Annotated in this window: 13 protein-coding genes; 8 read left to right on the forward strand and 5 right to left on the reverse strand. The window is 73.1% G+C overall.

The window, feature by feature from the left end; genetic code table 11:
- A partial coding sequence (locus E1291_RS08450) for a class I SAM-dependent methyltransferase (protein WP_131737181.1) occupies window positions 1-609 on the reverse strand: 609 nt, incomplete at its 3' end.
- A gap of 360 nt (window positions 610-969) precedes the next feature.
- On the opposite strand from E1291_RS08450, the gene mfd reads away from it, so the two are divergent.
- The 6 genes from mfd to E1291_RS08480 all read left to right on the forward strand — a co-directional run bounded on the left by mfd (window position 970) and on the right by E1291_RS08480 (window position 10,185).
- A complete protein-coding gene (gene mfd / locus E1291_RS08455; RefSeq protein WP_131737217.1) occupies window positions 970-4,560 on the forward strand; it encodes a transcription-repair coupling factor in 3,591 nt (1,196 codons plus the stop codon).
- A gap of 54 nt (window positions 4,561-4,614) precedes the next feature.
- Complete coding sequence (locus tag E1291_RS08460) at window positions 4,615-5,295, forward strand: SurA N-terminal domain-containing protein (protein ID WP_131737182.1); 681 nt, start codon at window positions 4,615-4,617, stop codon at window positions 5,293-5,295.
- Window positions 5,292-6,275, forward strand: a complete 984-nt coding sequence (locus E1291_RS08465) for a nucleoside triphosphate pyrophosphohydrolase (RefSeq protein WP_131737183.1) — start codon at window positions 5,292-5,294, stop codon at window positions 6,273-6,275. The genes E1291_RS08460 and E1291_RS08465 overlap by 4 nt, the downstream gene beginning before the upstream one ends.
- A gap of 70 nt (window positions 6,276-6,345) precedes the next feature.
- Window positions 6,346-8,826: a penicillin-binding protein gene (locus E1291_RS08470; protein ID WP_165495020.1), complete on the forward strand. Its 2,481-nt coding sequence runs from the start codon at window positions 6,346-6,348 to the stop codon at window positions 8,824-8,826.
- 123 nt (window positions 8,827-8,949) lie between these two features.
- On the forward strand, window positions 8,950-9,894 hold the full coding sequence (locus E1291_RS08475) for an NADP-dependent oxidoreductase (RefSeq protein ID WP_131737184.1): 945 nt from the start codon (window positions 8,950-8,952) through the stop codon (window positions 9,892-9,894).
- 90 nt (window positions 9,895-9,984) lie between these two features.
- Complete coding sequence (locus E1291_RS08480) at window positions 9,985-10,185, forward strand: hypothetical protein (protein WP_131737185.1); 201 nt, start codon at window positions 9,985-9,987, stop codon at window positions 10,183-10,185.
- Window positions 10,186-10,192: 7 nt separating this feature from the next.
- Here E1291_RS08480 and E1291_RS08485 read toward each other — a convergent pair whose 3' ends face one another.
- The 4 genes from E1291_RS08485 to E1291_RS08500 are packed head-to-tail and all read right to left on the reverse strand — an operon-like array spanning window position 10,193 to window position 14,572.
- Window positions 10,193-11,689, reverse strand: a complete 1,497-nt coding sequence (locus E1291_RS08485; protein WP_242614025.1) for a sensor histidine kinase — start codon at window positions 11,687-11,689, stop codon at window positions 10,193-10,195.
- Between the two features lie 36 nt (window positions 11,690-11,725).
- A complete protein-coding gene (locus tag E1291_RS08490) occupies window positions 11,726-12,733 on the reverse strand; it encodes an ABC transporter permease (protein ID WP_131737187.1) in 1,008 nt (335 codons plus the stop codon).
- On the reverse strand, window positions 12,723-13,526 hold the full coding sequence (locus E1291_RS08495; RefSeq protein WP_131737188.1) for an ABC transporter ATP-binding protein: 804 nt from the start codon (window positions 13,524-13,526) through the stop codon (window positions 12,723-12,725). The genes E1291_RS08490 and E1291_RS08495 overlap by 11 nt, the downstream gene beginning before the upstream one ends.
- Window positions 13,523-14,572, reverse strand: a complete 1,050-nt coding sequence (locus E1291_RS08500; RefSeq protein WP_131737189.1) for an ABC transporter substrate-binding protein — start codon at window positions 14,570-14,572, stop codon at window positions 13,523-13,525. Before E1291_RS08500 ends, E1291_RS08495 begins: the two co-directional genes overlap by 4 nt.
- A 245-nt stretch (window positions 14,573-14,817) precedes the next feature.
- Here E1291_RS08500 and eno point away from each other — a divergent pair, with 245 nt between their 5' ends.
- Window positions 14,818-16,101 carry a phosphopyruvate hydratase gene (eno, locus tag E1291_RS08505; protein ID WP_131737190.1) on the forward strand — a complete coding sequence of 428 codons (1,284 nt, stop codon included), beginning with the start codon at window positions 14,818-14,820 and terminating at the stop codon, window positions 16,099-16,101.
- A 215-nt stretch (window positions 16,102-16,316) separates the two neighbouring features.
- Window positions 16,317-16,763 (forward strand): FtsB family cell division protein, encoded by a 447-nt coding sequence (locus tag E1291_RS08510; RefSeq protein ID WP_131737191.1) that lies wholly within the window; start codon window positions 16,317-16,319, stop codon window positions 16,761-16,763.
- Window positions 16,764-16,791 lie beyond the last annotated feature (28 nt).

Genomic DNA, 16,791 nt, shown 5'->3' on the forward strand with positions numbered 1-16,791 from the left:
GACCGGCGACGCCAAGGCGCCCTGCCCTGTGGACGGCCCTGTGGACGGCCCCGCGGACGGCTCCGTGGACGGCTCGGCGGGCTGATCGGTGGCCGGGGTCGTGCGGGCGGCCCGTGCGTGGGCGCCGCGCGCGGCCCGGCGGCCCCGGGAGCGCCGGGGGCGGAAGGACGCCCGCATCCACCGCGGCAGGTGCCGGTCGAGGAAGCCGAAGGCGGTGTTGCGGTCGCGCAGGTGGACCAGCAGCAGCCCGCCCGGCTTCAGGGCGGCGACGAACCGGTCGAGGACGAGCTCGGCGTGCGGGACCCGTTCGATGAGGTACGAGGCGTGCACGATGTCGTAGGCGCGCGGCGGCAGCGGGACGGTGCGCAGGTCGCCGAGGAACCAGGAGTCCAGGTCGGTGCGCTCGCAGGTGCGGGCGCGCAGGTCGGGGGAGTCCAGGTCGACGCCCGTGACCAGGAGGTCGCGGTCGCCGAGCTCCAGCCCCGTGCCCCAGCCGCACCCGGCCTCCAGGATGTGGATCCGCTGCAGGGGCTTCTCGTGGGCGTACTGTCGGGCGCGTTCTGAGAAGAGATCGCCGTCCTTGACGGGCGGCGTACGCAGATCGGTCACAGTCTCGCAGCGTAATCGTCCGACTGCGGACTGTCCGCTATTTGCCTATTCTTGGTAACCGTCGTGTCGCGCTCCGGACACACGCCCGTGATGGACGGCCGTGATGGACGGCCGTGACGGGCGGCCGGTGGTAGGGCGTGGACGGCCGTCCAGCGCGCGGGGACGGGCGTTCCGGCGGGGGCCGGGCGCGCGCGGGCCGCGAAGGCCGGAACGGGATCGGCGCGGACCGGCGCGGGGTGGGGCATGGCCTGCGCGAGGGCTCCAGGGGGCGCGTACTCTGGTACGCGGTTCCGGGTCCGCGTGGATTCCGGGCTTTCGGGCTGCCCTGTTCAGGGCGACTGCGATCTTTTGCGGGCGATGATGACGCTTTCTGGACTTGTTGACCTTGCGTGCGCCGACCCCGGTCTCGAGCGCGCCCTGAAGCGGGCGCGGGCGGACCAGGAGGTCGTCGCGCCCCCGGCGATGTGGCCGCCGCTGGCGGCGGCGCTGAGCCGCGCCGTCGGCGCCCCGTCCGGCGGGCGCGGCGTCGTGCTCGCGGTGACCGCGACGGGCCGGGAGGCCGAGGACCTGACCGCGGCCCTGTCGAGCCTGCTCGACCCCGGCCGGGTGGCGCACTTCCCCGCGTGGGAGACGCTGCCGCACGAGAAGCTGTCGCCGCGTTCGGACACGGTCGGGCAGCGGCTGGCGGTGCTGCGCAGGCTCGTCCACCCGGACGCGGGCGGTGTCAGCCAAAGCGGTGCGGGCGAGGCCGGTACGGGCGGGCCCGGCCGGGGCGGCGGGCTGGACGTCGTCGTGACGCCGGTCCGGGCGGTGCTCCAGCCGATCGTGTCCGGCCTGGCCGACCTGGAGCCGGTGCGCCTGGCCGCCGGCGTGGACGCCGACCTCGACGACACCGTCCGGCGCCTGGTGGACGCCGGGTACCACCGCGTCGACCTCGTCGAGAAGCGCGGCGAGCTGGCCGTGCGCGGCGGGATCCTGGACGTCTTCCCGCCGACCGAGGAGCACCCCCTGCGGGTGGAGTTCTGGGGCGACACCGTCGAGGAGGTCCGCTACTTCAAGGCCGCCGACCAGCGGTCCCTGGAGGCGGCGCCGGACGGCCTGTGGGCGCCGCCGTGCCGCGAGCTGCCGCTGACCGAGCGGGTCCGCGAGCGCGCGCGGCGGCTCGCCGCCGAGCACCCGGCGCTGGCGGAGATCCTCGGCCGGATCGCCGACGGCGACACCGTCGAGGGCATGGAGGCGTTCTCGCCCGTCCTCGCCGAGCGCATGGAGCTGCTGACCGACCTGCTGCCCGAGGGGTCGGCGCTGCTGGTGTGCGAGCCGGAGCGGATCCGCACCCGGTCGGTGGAGCTGGTCCGGACGAGCCAGGAGTTCCTGGAGGCGAGCTGGGTGAACGCCGCCGCCGGCGGCGAGGCGCCGATCGACCTCGGCGCCGCGGCGTTCCGCTCGCTGGAGGAGGTTCGCGAGCACAGCGACGCCCTGGGGCTGCCCCGCTGGAGCGTGACAGCTCTCAACCCGGACGCCGGACCCGACGCGACCGCCCCGACGCTGGACCTCGGCGTGCGCGCCGCGGAGGCGTACCGGGGCGACACCGGGCGCGTCGTCGCGGACGTGAAGGGCTGGCTCGACGGCGGCTGGCGCGTCGTGATGGTCACCGCCGGGCACGGGCCGGCCGAGCGGCTGGTCCAGCTCCTCGGCGAGGAGGGCCTCGGCGCGCGGCTCGCCGGCCTCGACGGGCCGCCGGAGCCGTCGCTGGTGACGGTCGCGACCGGCCTGCTGGAGCACGGTTTTACCTGGGAGCGCGCCAAGCTGGCGGTGCTGACCGAGACGGACCTGTCCGGGCAGCGCTCGTCCACCAAGGACATGCGGCGCATGCCGTCGCGGCGGCGCGGCGGCATCGACCCGCTGCAGCTCAAGGCCGGCGACTACGTCGTGCACGAGCAGCACGGCGTCGGGCGGTACGTGGAGATGGTCAGCCGGACGGTGCAGGGCGCCACCCGCGAGTACCTGATCCTGGAGTACGCCAAGAGCGACCGGCTGTTCGTCCCGACCGACCAGCTGGAGGAGCTGACCCGCTACGTCGGCGGCGAGGCGCCGAGCCTGCACCGCCTCGGCGGCGCCGACTGGCAGAAGGCCAAGTCGCGGGCGCGCAAGGCGGTCAAGCAGATCGCCGGGGAGCTGATCCGGCTGTACTCGGCGCGGATGGCGAGCCCGGGGCACCCGTTCGGCGCCGACACGCCGTGGCAGCGGGAGCTGGAGGACGCCTTCCCGTACGTGGAGACCCCCGACCAGCTCGCCGCCATCGACGAGGTGAAGGGCGACATGGAGCGCCCGGTCCCGATGGACCGGCTGATCTGCGGCGACGTCGGCTACGGCAAGACCGAGATCGCGGTGCGGGCGGCGTTCAAGGCCGTCCAGGACGGGATGCAGGTCGGGGTGCTGGTGCCGACGACGCTGCTCGTCCAGCAGCACCTGTCCACCTTCACCGAGCGGTTCGCGGCGTTCCCGGTCGTGGTGAAGCCGATCAGCCGGTTCCAGTCCGACAAGGAGATCGAGGAGACCCTGCGCGGGCTGGCGGAGGGCTCGGTGGACGTGGTGGTCGGCACCCACCGCATCCTGTCGTCGCAGACCCGGTTCAAGAACCTCGGCCTGGTGATCATCGACGAGGAGCAGCGGTTCGGCGTCGAGCACAAGGAGGAGCTGAAGCGGCTGCGGACGCAGGTGGACGTGCTCGCGATGTCCGCGACGCCGATCCCGCGGACGCTGGAGATGGGGCTGACCGGCATCCGGGAGATGTCGACGATCCTGACCCCGCCGGAGGAGCGGCACCCCGTCCTGACGTTCGTCGGCCCGTACGAGGAGAAGCAGATCGCCGCGGCGATCCGGCGCGAGCTGCTGCGCGAGGGCCAGGTGTTCTTCGTGCACAACCGGGTCCGCTCGATCGACAAGGTCGCGGCGACCCTGGCGCGGCTCGTCCCGGAGGCGCGGATCGCCACCGCGCACGGCCAGATGAACGAGCACGAGCTCGAACGCGTCATGGTCGACTTCTGGGAGAAGAACTACGACGTGCTGGTCGCGACGACGATCGTGGAGTCCGGCCTGGACGTGCCGAACGCCAACACGCTCATCGTCGACCGCGCCGACATGTACGGGCTGTCGCAGCTGCACCAGCTGCGCGGCCGGGTCGGGCGCGGCCGGGAGCGCGCCTACGCCTACTTCCTGTACCAGCCGGAGCAGCCGCTGACCGAGACGGCGCACGAGCGGCTCGCGACGCTGGCGCAGCACACCGAGGTCGGCGCGGGCATGTACGTGGCGATGAAGGACCTGGAGATCCGCGGCGCGGGCAACATCCTCGGCGCCGAGCAGTCCGGGCACGTCGCGGGGGTCGGGTTCGACCTGTACGTGCGGATGGTCGGCGAGGCGGTCCGGGACCTGAAGGAGGGCGGCGCCGAGCCGGAGACCACCGAGACGAAGGTGGAGCTGCCGGTCGACGCGCACCTGCCGCACGAGTACGTGCCGGGGGAGCGGCTGCGGCTGGACGCCTACCGGCGCATCGCCGCGATCACCTCCGAGGACGAGATCGCCGCCGTGCACGAGGAGCTGGCGGACCGGTTCGGGCCGCTCCCGGTCCCGGTGCTGAACCTGCTGGAGGTGGCGCGGTTCCGGGCGAAGGCGCGGCGGGCCGGGCTCACCGACGTGACCGTCCAGGGCACCTCGGTCAAGTTCGCGCCCGCGGTGCTGCCCGACTCCAAGCAGGTGCGGCTGCAGCGGCTCTACCCGCGCAGCATCCTCAAGCCCGCGACCGACACCCTGCTCGTCCCGATGCCGAAGACCGCGCCGATCGGCGGCCGGCCGCTGCGCGACCGGGAGCTGCTGACCTGGGCGACGGACCTGGTGGAGGCGCTGTTCCTGGAGCCTTCGCCCGCCTCGCCCGCGTCCACCGGGCGGCAGTAGGCTGGCGCGCGCGAGATCGATCGGCGCAGACCACTCCGACGAGATGGGGATTTCGTGCTCGGTAAGTCCATGCTCGGTAAGTCCATGAAGGCCGCCGCGGCGGCCCTGCTGGTGGCCGCGGCGCTGGCCGGCTGCGGCGACACGCCGAAAGTGGGCACCGCCGCCGTCGTCGGCGGCGACCGCATCACCGTGACGTCGCTCAGCCGGACCGTCCGCGACTGGCGGGCCCAGTTCAAGACCGACCCGGTGGCCAACCAGATGCGGGCCAACCCGAACGACCCGGCGGAGCAGATGGGCGCGGAGGCGGGCGAGTCGGACGTGCGCGGCGCGCTGACGCTGCTGCTGAACTTCCGGGTGGCCGACCGGCTGGCGCGCGAGCAGGGCGTGCAGGTCTCGGACGGGCAGACCGACCAGGTGGTGGGCCTGCTGAACCAGCAGGGCGGCGCCGCCTCGATCACGCTGGCGAGCGGGCTGCCCCGGTCCCGGACGCGCGACCTCGCCCGGTACCTCGCCACCCAGCGGCTCCTGATGACGCGGCTCGGCGCGGACGGCAACCCGCAGAGCCCGCAGACCCAGCAGGCCGCCCAGCGTTGGAGCCAGCTGTTCCGCGGCGCCGCCGACGGGATGCACATCGAGATCAACCCCCGGTACGGGACGTTCGACGCGGCCCGGGGCACCGTCGGCCCGGTCGCCTACCGGCTGTCCAGCCCCGAGTCGGGCGTCGACCGCCCATGAGCCTGACCCTGCTCGCCACCACGCACCGCGTGGCGGCCGGCCTGCTGACGTGGAAGGCGTGGGAGGCGCTCCGCTCGGCCGACCGGGTGCTGGTCCGCCCGGACCATCCGCTGCTGCCCGCGCTGGCCGACGCGGAGGTCGTCCCGGAGCCGGTGGAGACGCCCGATCCCGCCGCGCTGGTGGCGGCGGCGCGGGACGCGGACGTGCTGTGGGTGGCGGCGCCGGAGGGCGACGAGGCGCTGATGCGCGAGGTCGGCGCCCTGGTCGTCGGCGACCCGCTGGACGTCGAGGTGCTGCACGGATCCTACGACCTGCCCGGCGCCCGGCTGCTCGACCTCGTTTCGGTGATGGACACGCTGCGCCGAGAGTGCCCCTGGGACCGCGAGCAGACGCACGTCACGCTGGTGCCGTACCTGCTGGAGGAGGCGTACGAGGTCCTCGACACCGTCGAGTCCGGCGACCTCGGCGCGCTGCGCGAGGAACTGGGCGACGTGCTCATGCAGGTGGCCTTCCACTCGGTGGTGGCCGCCGAGCGCGCCGACGAGACCGCGTTCACCATCGACGACGTGGCGGGCGGGATCGTCGACAAGCTCGTCCGGCGGCATCCGCACGTGTTCGCCGGCGTGACGGTGGACGGCGCGGACGAGGTCAACGCCAACTGGGAGCAGATCAAGGCCGCCGAGCGGGCCGAGAAGAGCGGCGCGGAGGCGTCGGCGCTGGACGGGGTCCCGATGGGGCAGCCCGCGCTGGCGCTGGCCGCGCAGCTCCAGCGCCGGGCGGCGCGGATGGGGGCGCCCGCCGGGCTCGCGCCGGGGCCGGAGGGCACCGCGGACACCGGTGCCGACCTGGGCGTCCGGCTCTTCGAGCTGGCCGGCGAGGCGGTGCGGCGGGGCACCGATCCCGAGGCGGAGTTGCGCGCGGTTTCGCGGGTATTCCGCGATCGTGTCAGAGCCTGGGAACGGCACGAGCAGGGCCACTGATTCGGGGGATTACACCCGGAAGATCGCCGATGGGGTGGTCTGGCGAGAGACGCGCGTCTACCCTGGGCCCGTGCCGACCGAGGGTTGGAGTGACGGCGGGGCTTCCCGCCCCGTGACGGGACGCCGCCCGCGCCGGCTGCTCGCCGGGTCGACCACGCGCGCCGAGAAGCTCCGCGCGCTGCGCGGGCTCGGCGTGCTCGGCGGCCTCGCCGGTGTGCTCGTCGCGCTGATGATCCTGCCCACCGCCTGTACCGCGGGCGTCGGGGCCCGGGACGCGGCGGGCTGGTTCGGGAGCGAACCGGAGGACCTCACCACCTCCGGCGTCCCGCAGCGCTCGAAGATCCTCGCCGCGGACGGTTCCACGATCGCCACGTTCTTCTACCAGAACCGGGTGGACGTCCCGCTCGCCCAGATCGCGCCGATCGTCCGCCGCGCCGTCCTCGCCATCGAGGACAGCCGCTTCTACGAGCACGGCGCCATCGACTCCCAGGGGACGCTGCGCGCGCTGGCGAGCAACCTCACCAGCGGCCAGGTGACCCAGGGCGGCTCGGGCATCACCCAGCAGTACGTGAAGAACCTGCTGCTCGCGCAGGCCGACTCGGCCGCCGAGCAGCGCGCCGCCAAGGAGATCTCCGCGGCCCGCAAGATCCGCGAGCTGCGGTACGCGGTCGCGCTGGAGCGGCGCTTCTCCAAGGACGAGATCCTCCGCCGCTACCTCAACATCGCCTACTACGGCGACGGCGCGTACGGCATCGAGGCCGCGTCCCGGCACTACTTCTCCAAGCCGGCGGCCCGGCTGGACCTCGCCGAGGCGGCGCTGCTCGCGGGCGTCGTCCGCTACCCCTACGCCTACGAGCCGGTGCACCACCCCGGCGTGGCCCGCGAGCGCCGCGACACGGTCCTGACGCGGATGGCCGAGCTCGGCTGGATCCCCCGCGCGCAGGCCGAGGCCACCGCCCGGCAGCCCATCAGGCTGCGCGTGCGGGACGTCAAGAGCGGCTGCGTCACCAGCGGCGCCCCGTTCTTCTGCGACTACGTCCAGCGCGAGATCCTCACCAGCCCCGTCTTCGGGCGGACGCCCGGCGAGCGGGAGAAGCTGCTCAAACGGGGCGGCCTCACCATCCGCACGACGCTGGACCGGCGGGCGCAGCGGGCCGCGCAGCGCGCCGTCGACGAGCACGTCCCGCCGAAGAACTCCGCCCGCAAGGCCGCGGCGGAGGCGATGGTGCAGCCCGGCACCGGCGAGATCAAGGCGATGGTCGTCGACCGCAGGCTCGGGGCCGACCGGGAGCGCGGCAAGACCTGGATCAACTTCGCCGCCGACGCCGACCACGGCTCCAGCATCGGCATGCAGGCCGGGTCCACGTTCAAGGTGTTCACCCTGGCCGCCGCGCTGGACCAGGACCTGCCGTTCGGGACCCGGCTGATGGCGCCGCGCGAGTACACCCCCGTCGGCTACCGCGACTGCAAGGGCCACCGCGTCGGCGACCCGGACGCCGAGCTGCGCAACTCCGCCGACGGCGAGGGCGGCAGGACGTTCAGCCTCGTCACCGGCACCCAGCACTCCGTCAACACGTTCTTCCTCGCGCTGGAGAAGAAGGTCGGGCTCTGCGAGACGGTGAAGATGGCCGAGCGGCTCGGGATGCGGCAGGCCGGTGGCAAGCCGCTGGAGCAGTACCCGTCGTTCACGCTCGGTTTCAACCCCGTGTCGCCGGTGCGGCTCGCGGCGGCGTACGCGGCGTTCGGCGCGCGGGGCCGCTACTGCTCCCCGGTCGCGATCCGGGCGATCATCGACGCCGCCGGGCACCGGATGAAGGTCCCGGGCGGCTCCTGCGGGCAGGCCCTCGACAAGGACGTCGCCGACGCCGTCAACCACGTCCTGCGCGGGGTCCTGACCAAGGGCACCGCGAAGGGCATGGGCCTCGACCGTCCCGCCGCGGGCAAGACCGGTACCGTCGACAACTTCTCCGCAGCCTGGTTCGCCGGATACACCCCGGACCTCGCGGCGGCCGTGTGGGTCGGCGACCCGCGGGGCGGCTACAAGTACCCGATGGAAGACCTGTGCATGGACGGGGAGTGCTACGGCGCCGTCTTCGGGGCGACCATTCCCGCGCCCATCTGGCGGCAGAGCATGCTCGGCGCGCTGGAGGACACGCCGGCCACTCCGTTCCACGCGCCCGACTCGCGGTTCTTCAGCGAGGGGTCGGGCGAGGACAAGACGAAGATCCCCGACGTGCGCGGGCTGAAGCCCGGTGAGGCCGCCGCCCGGCTCCGCGCCGCCGGGTTCACGACCGACGTCGGGGCGCCGGTCGAGTCCGGCCGGTACCCGAAGGGGACCGTCGCGGAGATGTCCCCGGGGCCGGGCTCCGCGGAGCCGGGCGAAACGATCGTCCTGCGCGTCAGCAAGGGCTCCCCGAACGGCCCGGGCCTCCCCGACGGCGACCCCGGTCCCGGCCCCGATGACAACGGCCGGCCGACGCCTTCGGCGCCGCCCTCGACGCCGCCGCCGCAGGAGCCGTTCCCGACCGGACGCCCCGGGCAGCACGGCTGACCTGCGCCTTCCCGTCCCCGGCCGGGCCCGCTTCCGGTGCCCGGCCCGTGTGATCGTCCGGACGCCGGGTAGATCATTCGACGGGGGCCCGCCGCCCCCAGGGGGTTCTGTCGGGGGGAACGCATGCGAGCCATCGCCGTGTCCGAGTACGGCGCCACACCGGCGCCGACGCATCTGCCGCGCCCGCGACCGGGACCGGGGGAGATCCTCGTCCGGCTGATCGCGGCCGGTCTCAACCCGCTCGACTGGAAGGTCGCCGACGGCCTGCTCAAGGACTCGGTGGACGCGCCGTTCCCGCTCATCCTCGGCCAGGACGGCGCGGGCGTCGTCGAGGAGGTCGGCGAGGGCGTCACCCGGCTGCGGCACGGCGAGCAGGTCTACGGGTCCTTCTTCGGCGTCGCCCGCGGCCTCGGCAGCTACGCCGAGTACACGCTGGCCGAGGACGACGGGCCGGTCGCCCGGATGCCCGACGGCATGATCTACACCGAGGCCGCGGCGGTGCCGACCGCGTGCATGACCGCGCTGGCGCTGGTGGAGCGGGCGCACGTGGACGAGGGGCAGACCGTCCTGGTCGTCGGCGCCACCGGCGGTGTCGGCCAGGCCGTGGTGCAGCTCGCCGCCGACACCGGCGCCACGGTGATCGCCACCGCGCGCGAGGGCATGGCCGCGCAGATGCGGCGGCTCGGCGCGGAGGCGACCGTCGACCACTCCCTCGGCGACCTCAACGGCCAGGTCCTCGCCGTCCACGCCGACGGCATCGACGCCGTCCTCGACATGGTCAGCGACACCGCCGGGACCGAGGAGATCGCGCAGCTGCTCCGGCCGGGCGGGATCTACGCCAGCACCACGTGGGCGGTGAATCCCGACGCGATGGCCGCCCGGGAGCTGCGCGGGCTGAACTTCGAGGGCGAGCCGTCCGCCGAGTTGCTGGAGCGGGTCTCCGACCTCATCGACGCGAGCCGGCTGCGCGTCGTGATCGAGCGGGAGGTGCCGCTGGAGGAGGCGCCCGCCGCGCTGGCCGCCAACCGCGCCGGCGGCGCCCGGGGCAAGACCGTCATCCGCATCTAGCGTGTTTACCGGACCGGGCCCGGGGCAGATCCACGCGCTCACGCGAACGGCGCGGCCGGCGCGGGAAGCCCGCGCCCATGAGGGGGACGCATGAACGACGCTGACAGACAGGCCCGGATCCGCGAGATCGACGAGGCGCTCGCGCGGCTCCGCGCGGACCTCACCCCGCCGCCGGGCGAACCGCGCGACTTCGTCGACGCCGGCCAGGACCTCGCCGCCCGCGAGGAGCTGGGCGGCCAGATCGAGGCGCTGGAGAGCGAGCGCCGCCGCCTCACCGGCGAGGTGCCCTGAGGGCGCCTCAGTCCTCCTCCCGTTCGGCGGGCGGCAGCGCGGGCAGGCGCAGCACGAACCGGGCGCCGCGGACGTCGTCGGTGCGGTCGTGGAGGGACAGCGTGCCGCCGTGGGCCTGCGCGATGTCGCGGGAGATGGCGAGGCCGAGCCCGGTGCCGCCGGCGTCGCGGTGCCGGCCCTCGGCCAGCCGGGTGAAGCGCTCGAAGATCCGTTCCCGGTCCGCCGGCGCGATCCCCTGCCCGTCGTCGATGACCTCGACCACGGCCGCCGACGGGGGCCGCGTCCCGATGATCACCGTGACCGCGGAGACCGCGTGCCGGTCGGCGTTGTCGATGAGGTTCGTCAGCAGCCGGGCCAGCTCGCTGCGGCCCCCGGTCACCCGTACCTCGCCCTCCGACAGCACGGTCACCTGGGCGCGCCGGGGGCGGCGCAGGACCTCCTGGTCCGCCAGCTCCGTCAGGTCCACGGCCTCGCGCTGGAAGTCCTTGTCGGCCTCCAGCCGCGCCAGCGCCAGCAGGTCGTCCACCACGGCGCCCAGCCGGTCGGTGTTGTTCAGGATGGCCCCCAAGGTCTCGTGGACGTCCATGTCGTCCGGGTGGGCCAGGGCCAGCTCCAGCTCCATCCGCAGCCCGGCGAGAGGACTGCGCAGCTCGTGCGAGACGTCGGAGACGAACGCCCGCTGCCGCGCCACCGCCTGCTCCAGCCGGTCCAGGGTGGCGTTGACGCTCTGCGCGAGCAGCGCCACCTCGTCGCGCCGCGGGGGCACCGGCACCCGGCGCTCCAGGTCGGTGGCGGTGATCTCGTCTAGCTCGCGGCGGATCTCCTCGACCGGCCGCAGCGTCCGGCTCGCCGACATCCACGTCCCGAAGCCCACCAGGCCCGTGATCAGCGGGATGCCGAGCGCCATCAGCGCCGCCGGGAACGGGCGGGGGACGAGCCCCGGCGCGTGGTCGAGCGTGTAGACGTACCGCTCGCCCTCGGGGGTCGCCACCCGGAACTCCACGACCAGGAAGCAGGGGCCGTCGGGGGCGTCGATCCCGCAGACGCGGCCGTCGCGGCGGTCGTCCTCGCGCGGCGGCGGCGGAAACCGGACCGGCGGCCGGCCCCGCATCCGCTCGGTGGCGGCGACCACCCGCCCGTCCGGGGTGACGACCTGCTGGAGGGTGTCCTCGGGCAGGGTGCCCTGCCGCCCGCCGGAGTGCAGGAACGTCGCCGTCCGGGTCCCGGCCCTGGCGAGGTCGCGTATCGTCTCGGCCGTCGCCTGGCGCCTGAGCAGGACCAGCAGGGCCGCGTACAACGCGCTCGACAGCAGGAGCGCCGCCAGGGCCGCCGAGATGGTCGCCCGGATGCGGATCTCCGGATACCGCAGCACGATCCGCCAGATCCAGCGGGTCAGCGCCCTGAAGAGACGGTGCGGCCGGACACGGATGACGACCTCCTCGGTGCGCGTGCCACTACCCGGAGGTTCTTGCCAGAGCAGGGCAAACGCGACCGTCCGGACCAAGTAAAAGATCGTTGGCCCGGACGGTCCGTTCCGGCGTCAGTCCTGGTCGACGCCCCAGCGCACCCGGATCGCCCTGTCGACCGCGCCGAACACCTGGTCGATCACGATCCCGATGATCAGGATGACGATCATGTAGGAGATCATCTCGGCGGTCGCGTTCAGCTCCCTGGCCTGCGCGAGCAGCACGCCGAGCGAGGTCGTATTGCCGATGATCACCAGGAGTTCACCGGCCATCAGGCTGCGCCAGGCGAAGGCCCAGCCCTGCTTCAGCCCGGCCACGAACGACGGCAGCGACGCGGGCATGATCAGGTGCCGGTACTGGTTCAGCCCGCGCAGCCCCATCACCTTCCCCGCGCGCAGCAGGATCGGCGGCGTGTAGTCGACGCCCGCGATCAGCCCGTTGGCGATGGACGGCGCCGCGCCGAGCACCACCACGAACAGGATCGCGCTCTCGCTGAGCTGGAACAGCAGGATCGCCAGCGGGAACCAGGCGATCGACGGCATCGTCTGCAGCCCGGTGATCAGCGAGCCGAACGCGCGGCGCAGCACCCGGAACTGCGACACCAGCGCGCCGATGAGCACCCCGATCGCGACCGCGACCGCGAACCCGACCAGCGCGCGCCGCATGGTCAGCGCGACCGCGTCCCAGAACCGCGAGTTCGTCATCTGGTCCCAGAACACCGGCAGGGTGTCGGCGGGACCGGGCAGGACGTAGGTCTCCTTCCAGCCGCTCCACACCACCAGCTGCCAGGCCGCGATCCCGATGAGCGCCGCGGTGAGAATGGGCCAGATCGCGGACCAGACCAGCAGCAGCGACCGGCCGCGCGTCCCGCCGCCGAGCTCCAGCGCGTCCAGCCCGGCCAGCTGCCGGCTCAGCCCGTCGGCCTCGGTGTCCTGGGAGACCTTCGCGTCCTTCACCGTGTCACCGGCCGTGTCCGCCGGCTCTCCGGCCGTGGAGCCGGACGACTCCACGGAGTCCACCACGGTGTCCTCGACATTGGACTCCGCCGCCTCGTCCGTGCTCTGCGCGGTCTCACGCGCCATGGCGCCCGACCTCCTCGCGCAGCCGCTGGGTGATGGTCGCGGCGAGCGTGGAGACGTCGGCGTCGTCGATGCGCCGCGGCCGGTCGATCGGCACCGGGAACTCCTGCACGACGCGGCCGGGACGGCTGCTCAGCAGCACGACCCGGTCACCGAGCCGCACCGCCTCGCGGACGTTGTGCGTGACGAACAGCACGGTCAGGCCGCGCGCCCGCCAGATCCGCTCGATCTCGTCGTGCAGCAGGTCGCGGGTCATCGCGTCCAGCGCGCCGAACGGCTCGTCCATGAGCAGGACGGTGCCCTGCTCGGAGGCGCCGTCGTCCTCGGTCAGCGCCAGCGCGCGGGCGAGCGCGACGCGCTGGCGCATGCCGCCCGACAGCTGGTGGGGACGCTTGCGGGCGAACCCGCCGAGGTGCACCGACTCCAGCAGCTCGGCGGCGCGGGCGCGCCGGTCCTGCCGGGGGACGCCGCGCATCTTCAGCGCGAGCTCCAGGTTGCCGGTGACGGTCAGCCACGGGAACAGGGCCGGCTCCTGGAACATCAGCGCGACCCGCGCGCCGCTGGAGTCGATCGACCCGGCGCTCACCTGGTCGAGGCCCGCGACGAGGTTGAGCAGCGTGCTCTTGCCGCACCCGGACGCGCCGAGCAGGCAGACGAACTCGCCCGGCGCCACGTCCAGGGACACCTGGTCGAGCGCGAGCAGGGACGAGCTTCCGGTTCCGAACGCTTTGGACACGCCCGCGAGCCGGACCGCGGCGGCGGTCCGGCTGGGGGCGGCCGTCACGGCCTGTGTCATTTGTCGCTGACCTCTGCCTTCCCGCTTGCCTTCAGTACCTCGTTAAGGGGGCCGAGCTGGTAGATGCCGTTCAGGTCGGTCTTGGCCAGCAGGCCGATCTCCTCGGCGTGCTGGGCGCCCTGGGTCAGCGATGAGGCGACCGGGTCGGTGGTGAACTCGATCTCCTTGAAGGCCGAGTCCAGGACGTCCGGCTTGAGCGGCTTGCCGCTGAGCTTGGTGAGAGCGTCGTTGATGACGGGCTTCGCCTCATCCGGGTGCTGGGTGAGGAAGTCGGTGCTCTCGACCACGCCCTGGAGCAGCTTCTTCACCACGTCCGGGTGCTTCTTCTCGAAGGTCTGGCTCACGATCAGGTTCGTGATGACGAACTTGCCGCCGGGCCACAGGGACTTCTCGTCCAGGAGCTTCTTGCCCTTGCCTTCGAGGACGAGCCGCGAGGCGAACGGCTCGGGCACCCAGGCCCCGTCGATCGTGCCCTGCTGGAAGGTCTGGAGGGTCTGCGCGTTCTCCTGCGGGACGATCTTGACGTCGCCGCTGCCGTCCTTGTTGGCGCTCAGGCCGTTCTTCTTGAGCCAGTACCGGACCGCCACGTCCTGGGTGTTGCCGAGCTGCGGAGTGGCGATCTTCTTGCCCTTGAGATCCTTGACACCGTTGATCCCCGGCTTGACGACGAGCGAGACGCCGCCCGACGCCGCTCCGGAGATGATGTGAACCGCTTTTCCGTGTGATTTGGACCATGCGTTGATCGAGGGGTTCGGCCCCACGAACGTGGCGTCGATCGCACCGGAGAACAACGCCTCGACGGCGGCCGGCCCGGCGTTGAACGTGGCGGTCTTGGGAGCGGTTCCGAGGTGTTTGGCGAAGATCCCTTTCTGTACCCCCACGAGAGCGGTCGCGTGGGTGATGTTCGGGAAGTAGCCGAGCTTGAGCTGGATGGGAGCACCGGACTTGTCGTCGCCGCCGTCGTCGCCACAAGCACTGAGCGTTCCTGCCCCGGCCAGGACGGTCAGTGCTGCGGCGGCGATACGCCCGCGGAGTCTGCGATGCATTGTCACGTTTCCCTACTTATCAAGTCTGTTTGACGTGCACAGTAGACAAGGTGGGCAATCAGTTCGTCAAGCCGCTTGCATGGAACGGTTTTGTAACAGAAGCCCGCTATGTGACCGGCGAGCCAGTTGAGCCGCCCCCCGGGGACGCGGATAGGCTCGGTTGCTGCACGACCGATCTATACGCATCGCGAGACCGCTCGCACCCGCGGACCAACGCGAACGAACGCATCACCAGGGAGCTGCCCGTGTCGTCGATCGAGGCCGTTATCGCCCGGGAGATCCTCGACTCCCGCGGCAACCCGACCGTCGAGGTCGAGGTGTCGCTCGCCGATGGGACCGAGGCGCAGGCCGCCGTCCCGAGCGGCGCGTCCACCGGCCAGTTCGAGGCCGTCGAGCTGCGCGACGGCGGCGAGCGCTACGGCGGCAAGGGCGTGCGGAACGCCGTCAAGGCCGTCAACGAGACCATCGACGAGAAGCTCGTCGGCTACCCGGCCTCCGACCAGCGGCTGATCGACCAGCTGCTGGCCGACCTGGACGGCACGCCCGACAAGTCGCAGTTCGGCGCCAACGCCATCCTGGGCGTGAGCCTCGCGGTGGCCCGCGCCGCCGCCGAGTCCGCCGGGCTGCCGCTGTTCCGCTACGTCGGCGGCCCGAACGCGCACCTGCTGCCCGTCCCGATGTTGAACATCCTCAACGGCGGCGCGCACGCCGACACCAACGTCGACATCCAGGAGTTCATGATCGCGCCGATCGGCGCGGCCACCTTCTCCGAGGCGCTGCGCTGGGGCGCCGAGACCTACCACGCGCTGAAGTCGGTGCTGAAGTCCAAGGGCCTGAACACCGGCCTCGGCGACGAGGGCGGCTTCGCGCCCGAGCTGCCGAGCAACCGCGACGCCCTCGACCTCATCCTGGAGGCGATCGGCAAGGCCGGGTTCACCCCCGGCCGCGACATCGCGCTCGCCCTGGACGTCGCCGCCACCGAGTTCCACTCCGACGGCCTCTACACCTTCGAGGGGAGCAAGCGCTCCGCCGACGACATGGCCGCCTACTACGGCGAGCTGCTCGGCGCCTACCCGCTCGTCTCCATCGAGGACCCCCTCGACGAGGAGGACTGGGCCGGCTGGGAGGGCCTCACCTCCGCCGTCGGCGACCGCGTCCAGCTCGTCGGCGACGACCTGTTCGTGACCAACCCCGAGCGGCTCGGCCGCGGCATCCGCTCCGGCGCCGCGAACGCGCTGCTGGTCAAGGTCAACCAGATCGGCACGCTCACCGAGACGCTCGACGCCGTCTCGCTCGCCCAGACCAGCGGCTACCGGTGCATGATGAGCCACCGCTCCGGCGAGACCGAGGACACCACGATCGCCGACCTGGCCGTGGCGACCAACTGCGGCCAGATCAAGACCGGTGCCCCGGCCCGCAGCGACCGCGTCGCCAAGTACAACCAGCTGCTGCGCATCGAGGAGCTGCTGGACGACGCCGCCCGCTACGCCGGCGCCGCCGCCTTCCCGCGCTTCGACGCACAGGGCTGACCGACACAGGGCTGACCTACACAGGCTGACCTACACAGGCTGACCTGGACAGGGCTGGTCGATACAGGCTGAGCTCGCGGGGGCGGGTCCGGCGCCGGGGGCATCCGGCCGCCGGGCCCGCCTCCCCGGTCACCGCCCGTTCCGGGCGGGGCGGCCGGAAGCGGCCGGTCCGCGGGCGGGCCGCACGCAGCAGACCCACAGGCAGGGGGCACGCGATGGCCAAGGGCGAGGGGCGGGACGGGCGCAAGGGCGGGCGCGGCCGCGCCGCGGGAGGCGGCTCCCGCCGCGGCAACCCCGCGCTGACCAGCCGCGCCGCCATTCTGGCGGTGGTGATGTGCGCGATCGCGCTGAGCCTCGCCTACCCCGTCCGCGAGTACGTCGCGCAGCGCAAGGAGATCGCCGACCTCCAGCGCAAGGAGAGCGCCGCCCGCCGCCACGTCGACGAACTCGCCCAACGCAAGCAGCAACTGGGCGACAAGTCGTACATTGAGCGGGAGGCCACGCGACGTCTGCACCTCTGCCGCCCGGACGTGAAGTGCTACACCGTCCTGGGCGGCGACGGGGACGACGGGCGGCAGGCACGCAAGGGCGGCCCGGCGCGGCGGCCGCCGTGGTACGAGACACTGTGGCGGTCCGTCGAGGCGGCCGACCGGCCGCGCTGACCCGTCTTGAGCGGCGTCCGGCGCGCCC

Origin of the sequence: Actinomadura roseirufa (assembly GCF_900659635.1) — a bacterium.
Taxonomy (GTDB): Bacteria; Actinomycetota; Actinomycetes; order Streptosporangiales; family Streptosporangiaceae; genus Spirillospora; species Spirillospora roseirufa.

Bases quoted from the DNA above. Each gene is read 5' to 3' on its own strand.
- mfd (WP_131737217.1), top strand. From the start codon at position 970: ATGACGCTTTCTGGACTTGTTGACCTTGCGTGCGCCGACCCCGGTCTC.
- E1291_RS08465 (WP_131737183.1), top strand. From the start codon at position 5,292: ATGAGCCTGACCCTGCTCGCCACCACGCACCGCGTGGCGGCCGGCCTG.
- E1291_RS08475 (WP_131737184.1), top strand. From the start codon at position 8,950: ATGCGAGCCATCGCCGTGTCCGAGTACGGCGCCACACCGGCGCCGACG.
- E1291_RS08480 (WP_131737185.1), top strand. From the start codon at position 9,985: ATGAACGACGCTGACAGACAGGCCCGGATCCGCGAGATCGACGAGGCG.
- E1291_RS08490 (WP_131737187.1), bottom strand. From the start codon at position 12,733: ATGGCGCGTGAGACCGCGCAGAGCACGGACGAGGCGGCGGAGTCCAAT.
- E1291_RS08495 (WP_131737188.1), bottom strand. From the start codon at position 13,526: ATGACACAGGCCGTGACGGCCGCCCCCAGCCGGACCGCCGCCGCGGTC.
- E1291_RS08500 (WP_131737189.1), bottom strand. From the start codon at position 14,572: ATGCATCGCAGACTCCGCGGGCGTATCGCCGCCGCAGCACTGACCGTC.
- E1291_RS08510 (WP_131737191.1), top strand. From the start codon at position 16,317: ATGGCCAAGGGCGAGGGGCGGGACGGGCGCAAGGGCGGGCGCGGCCGC.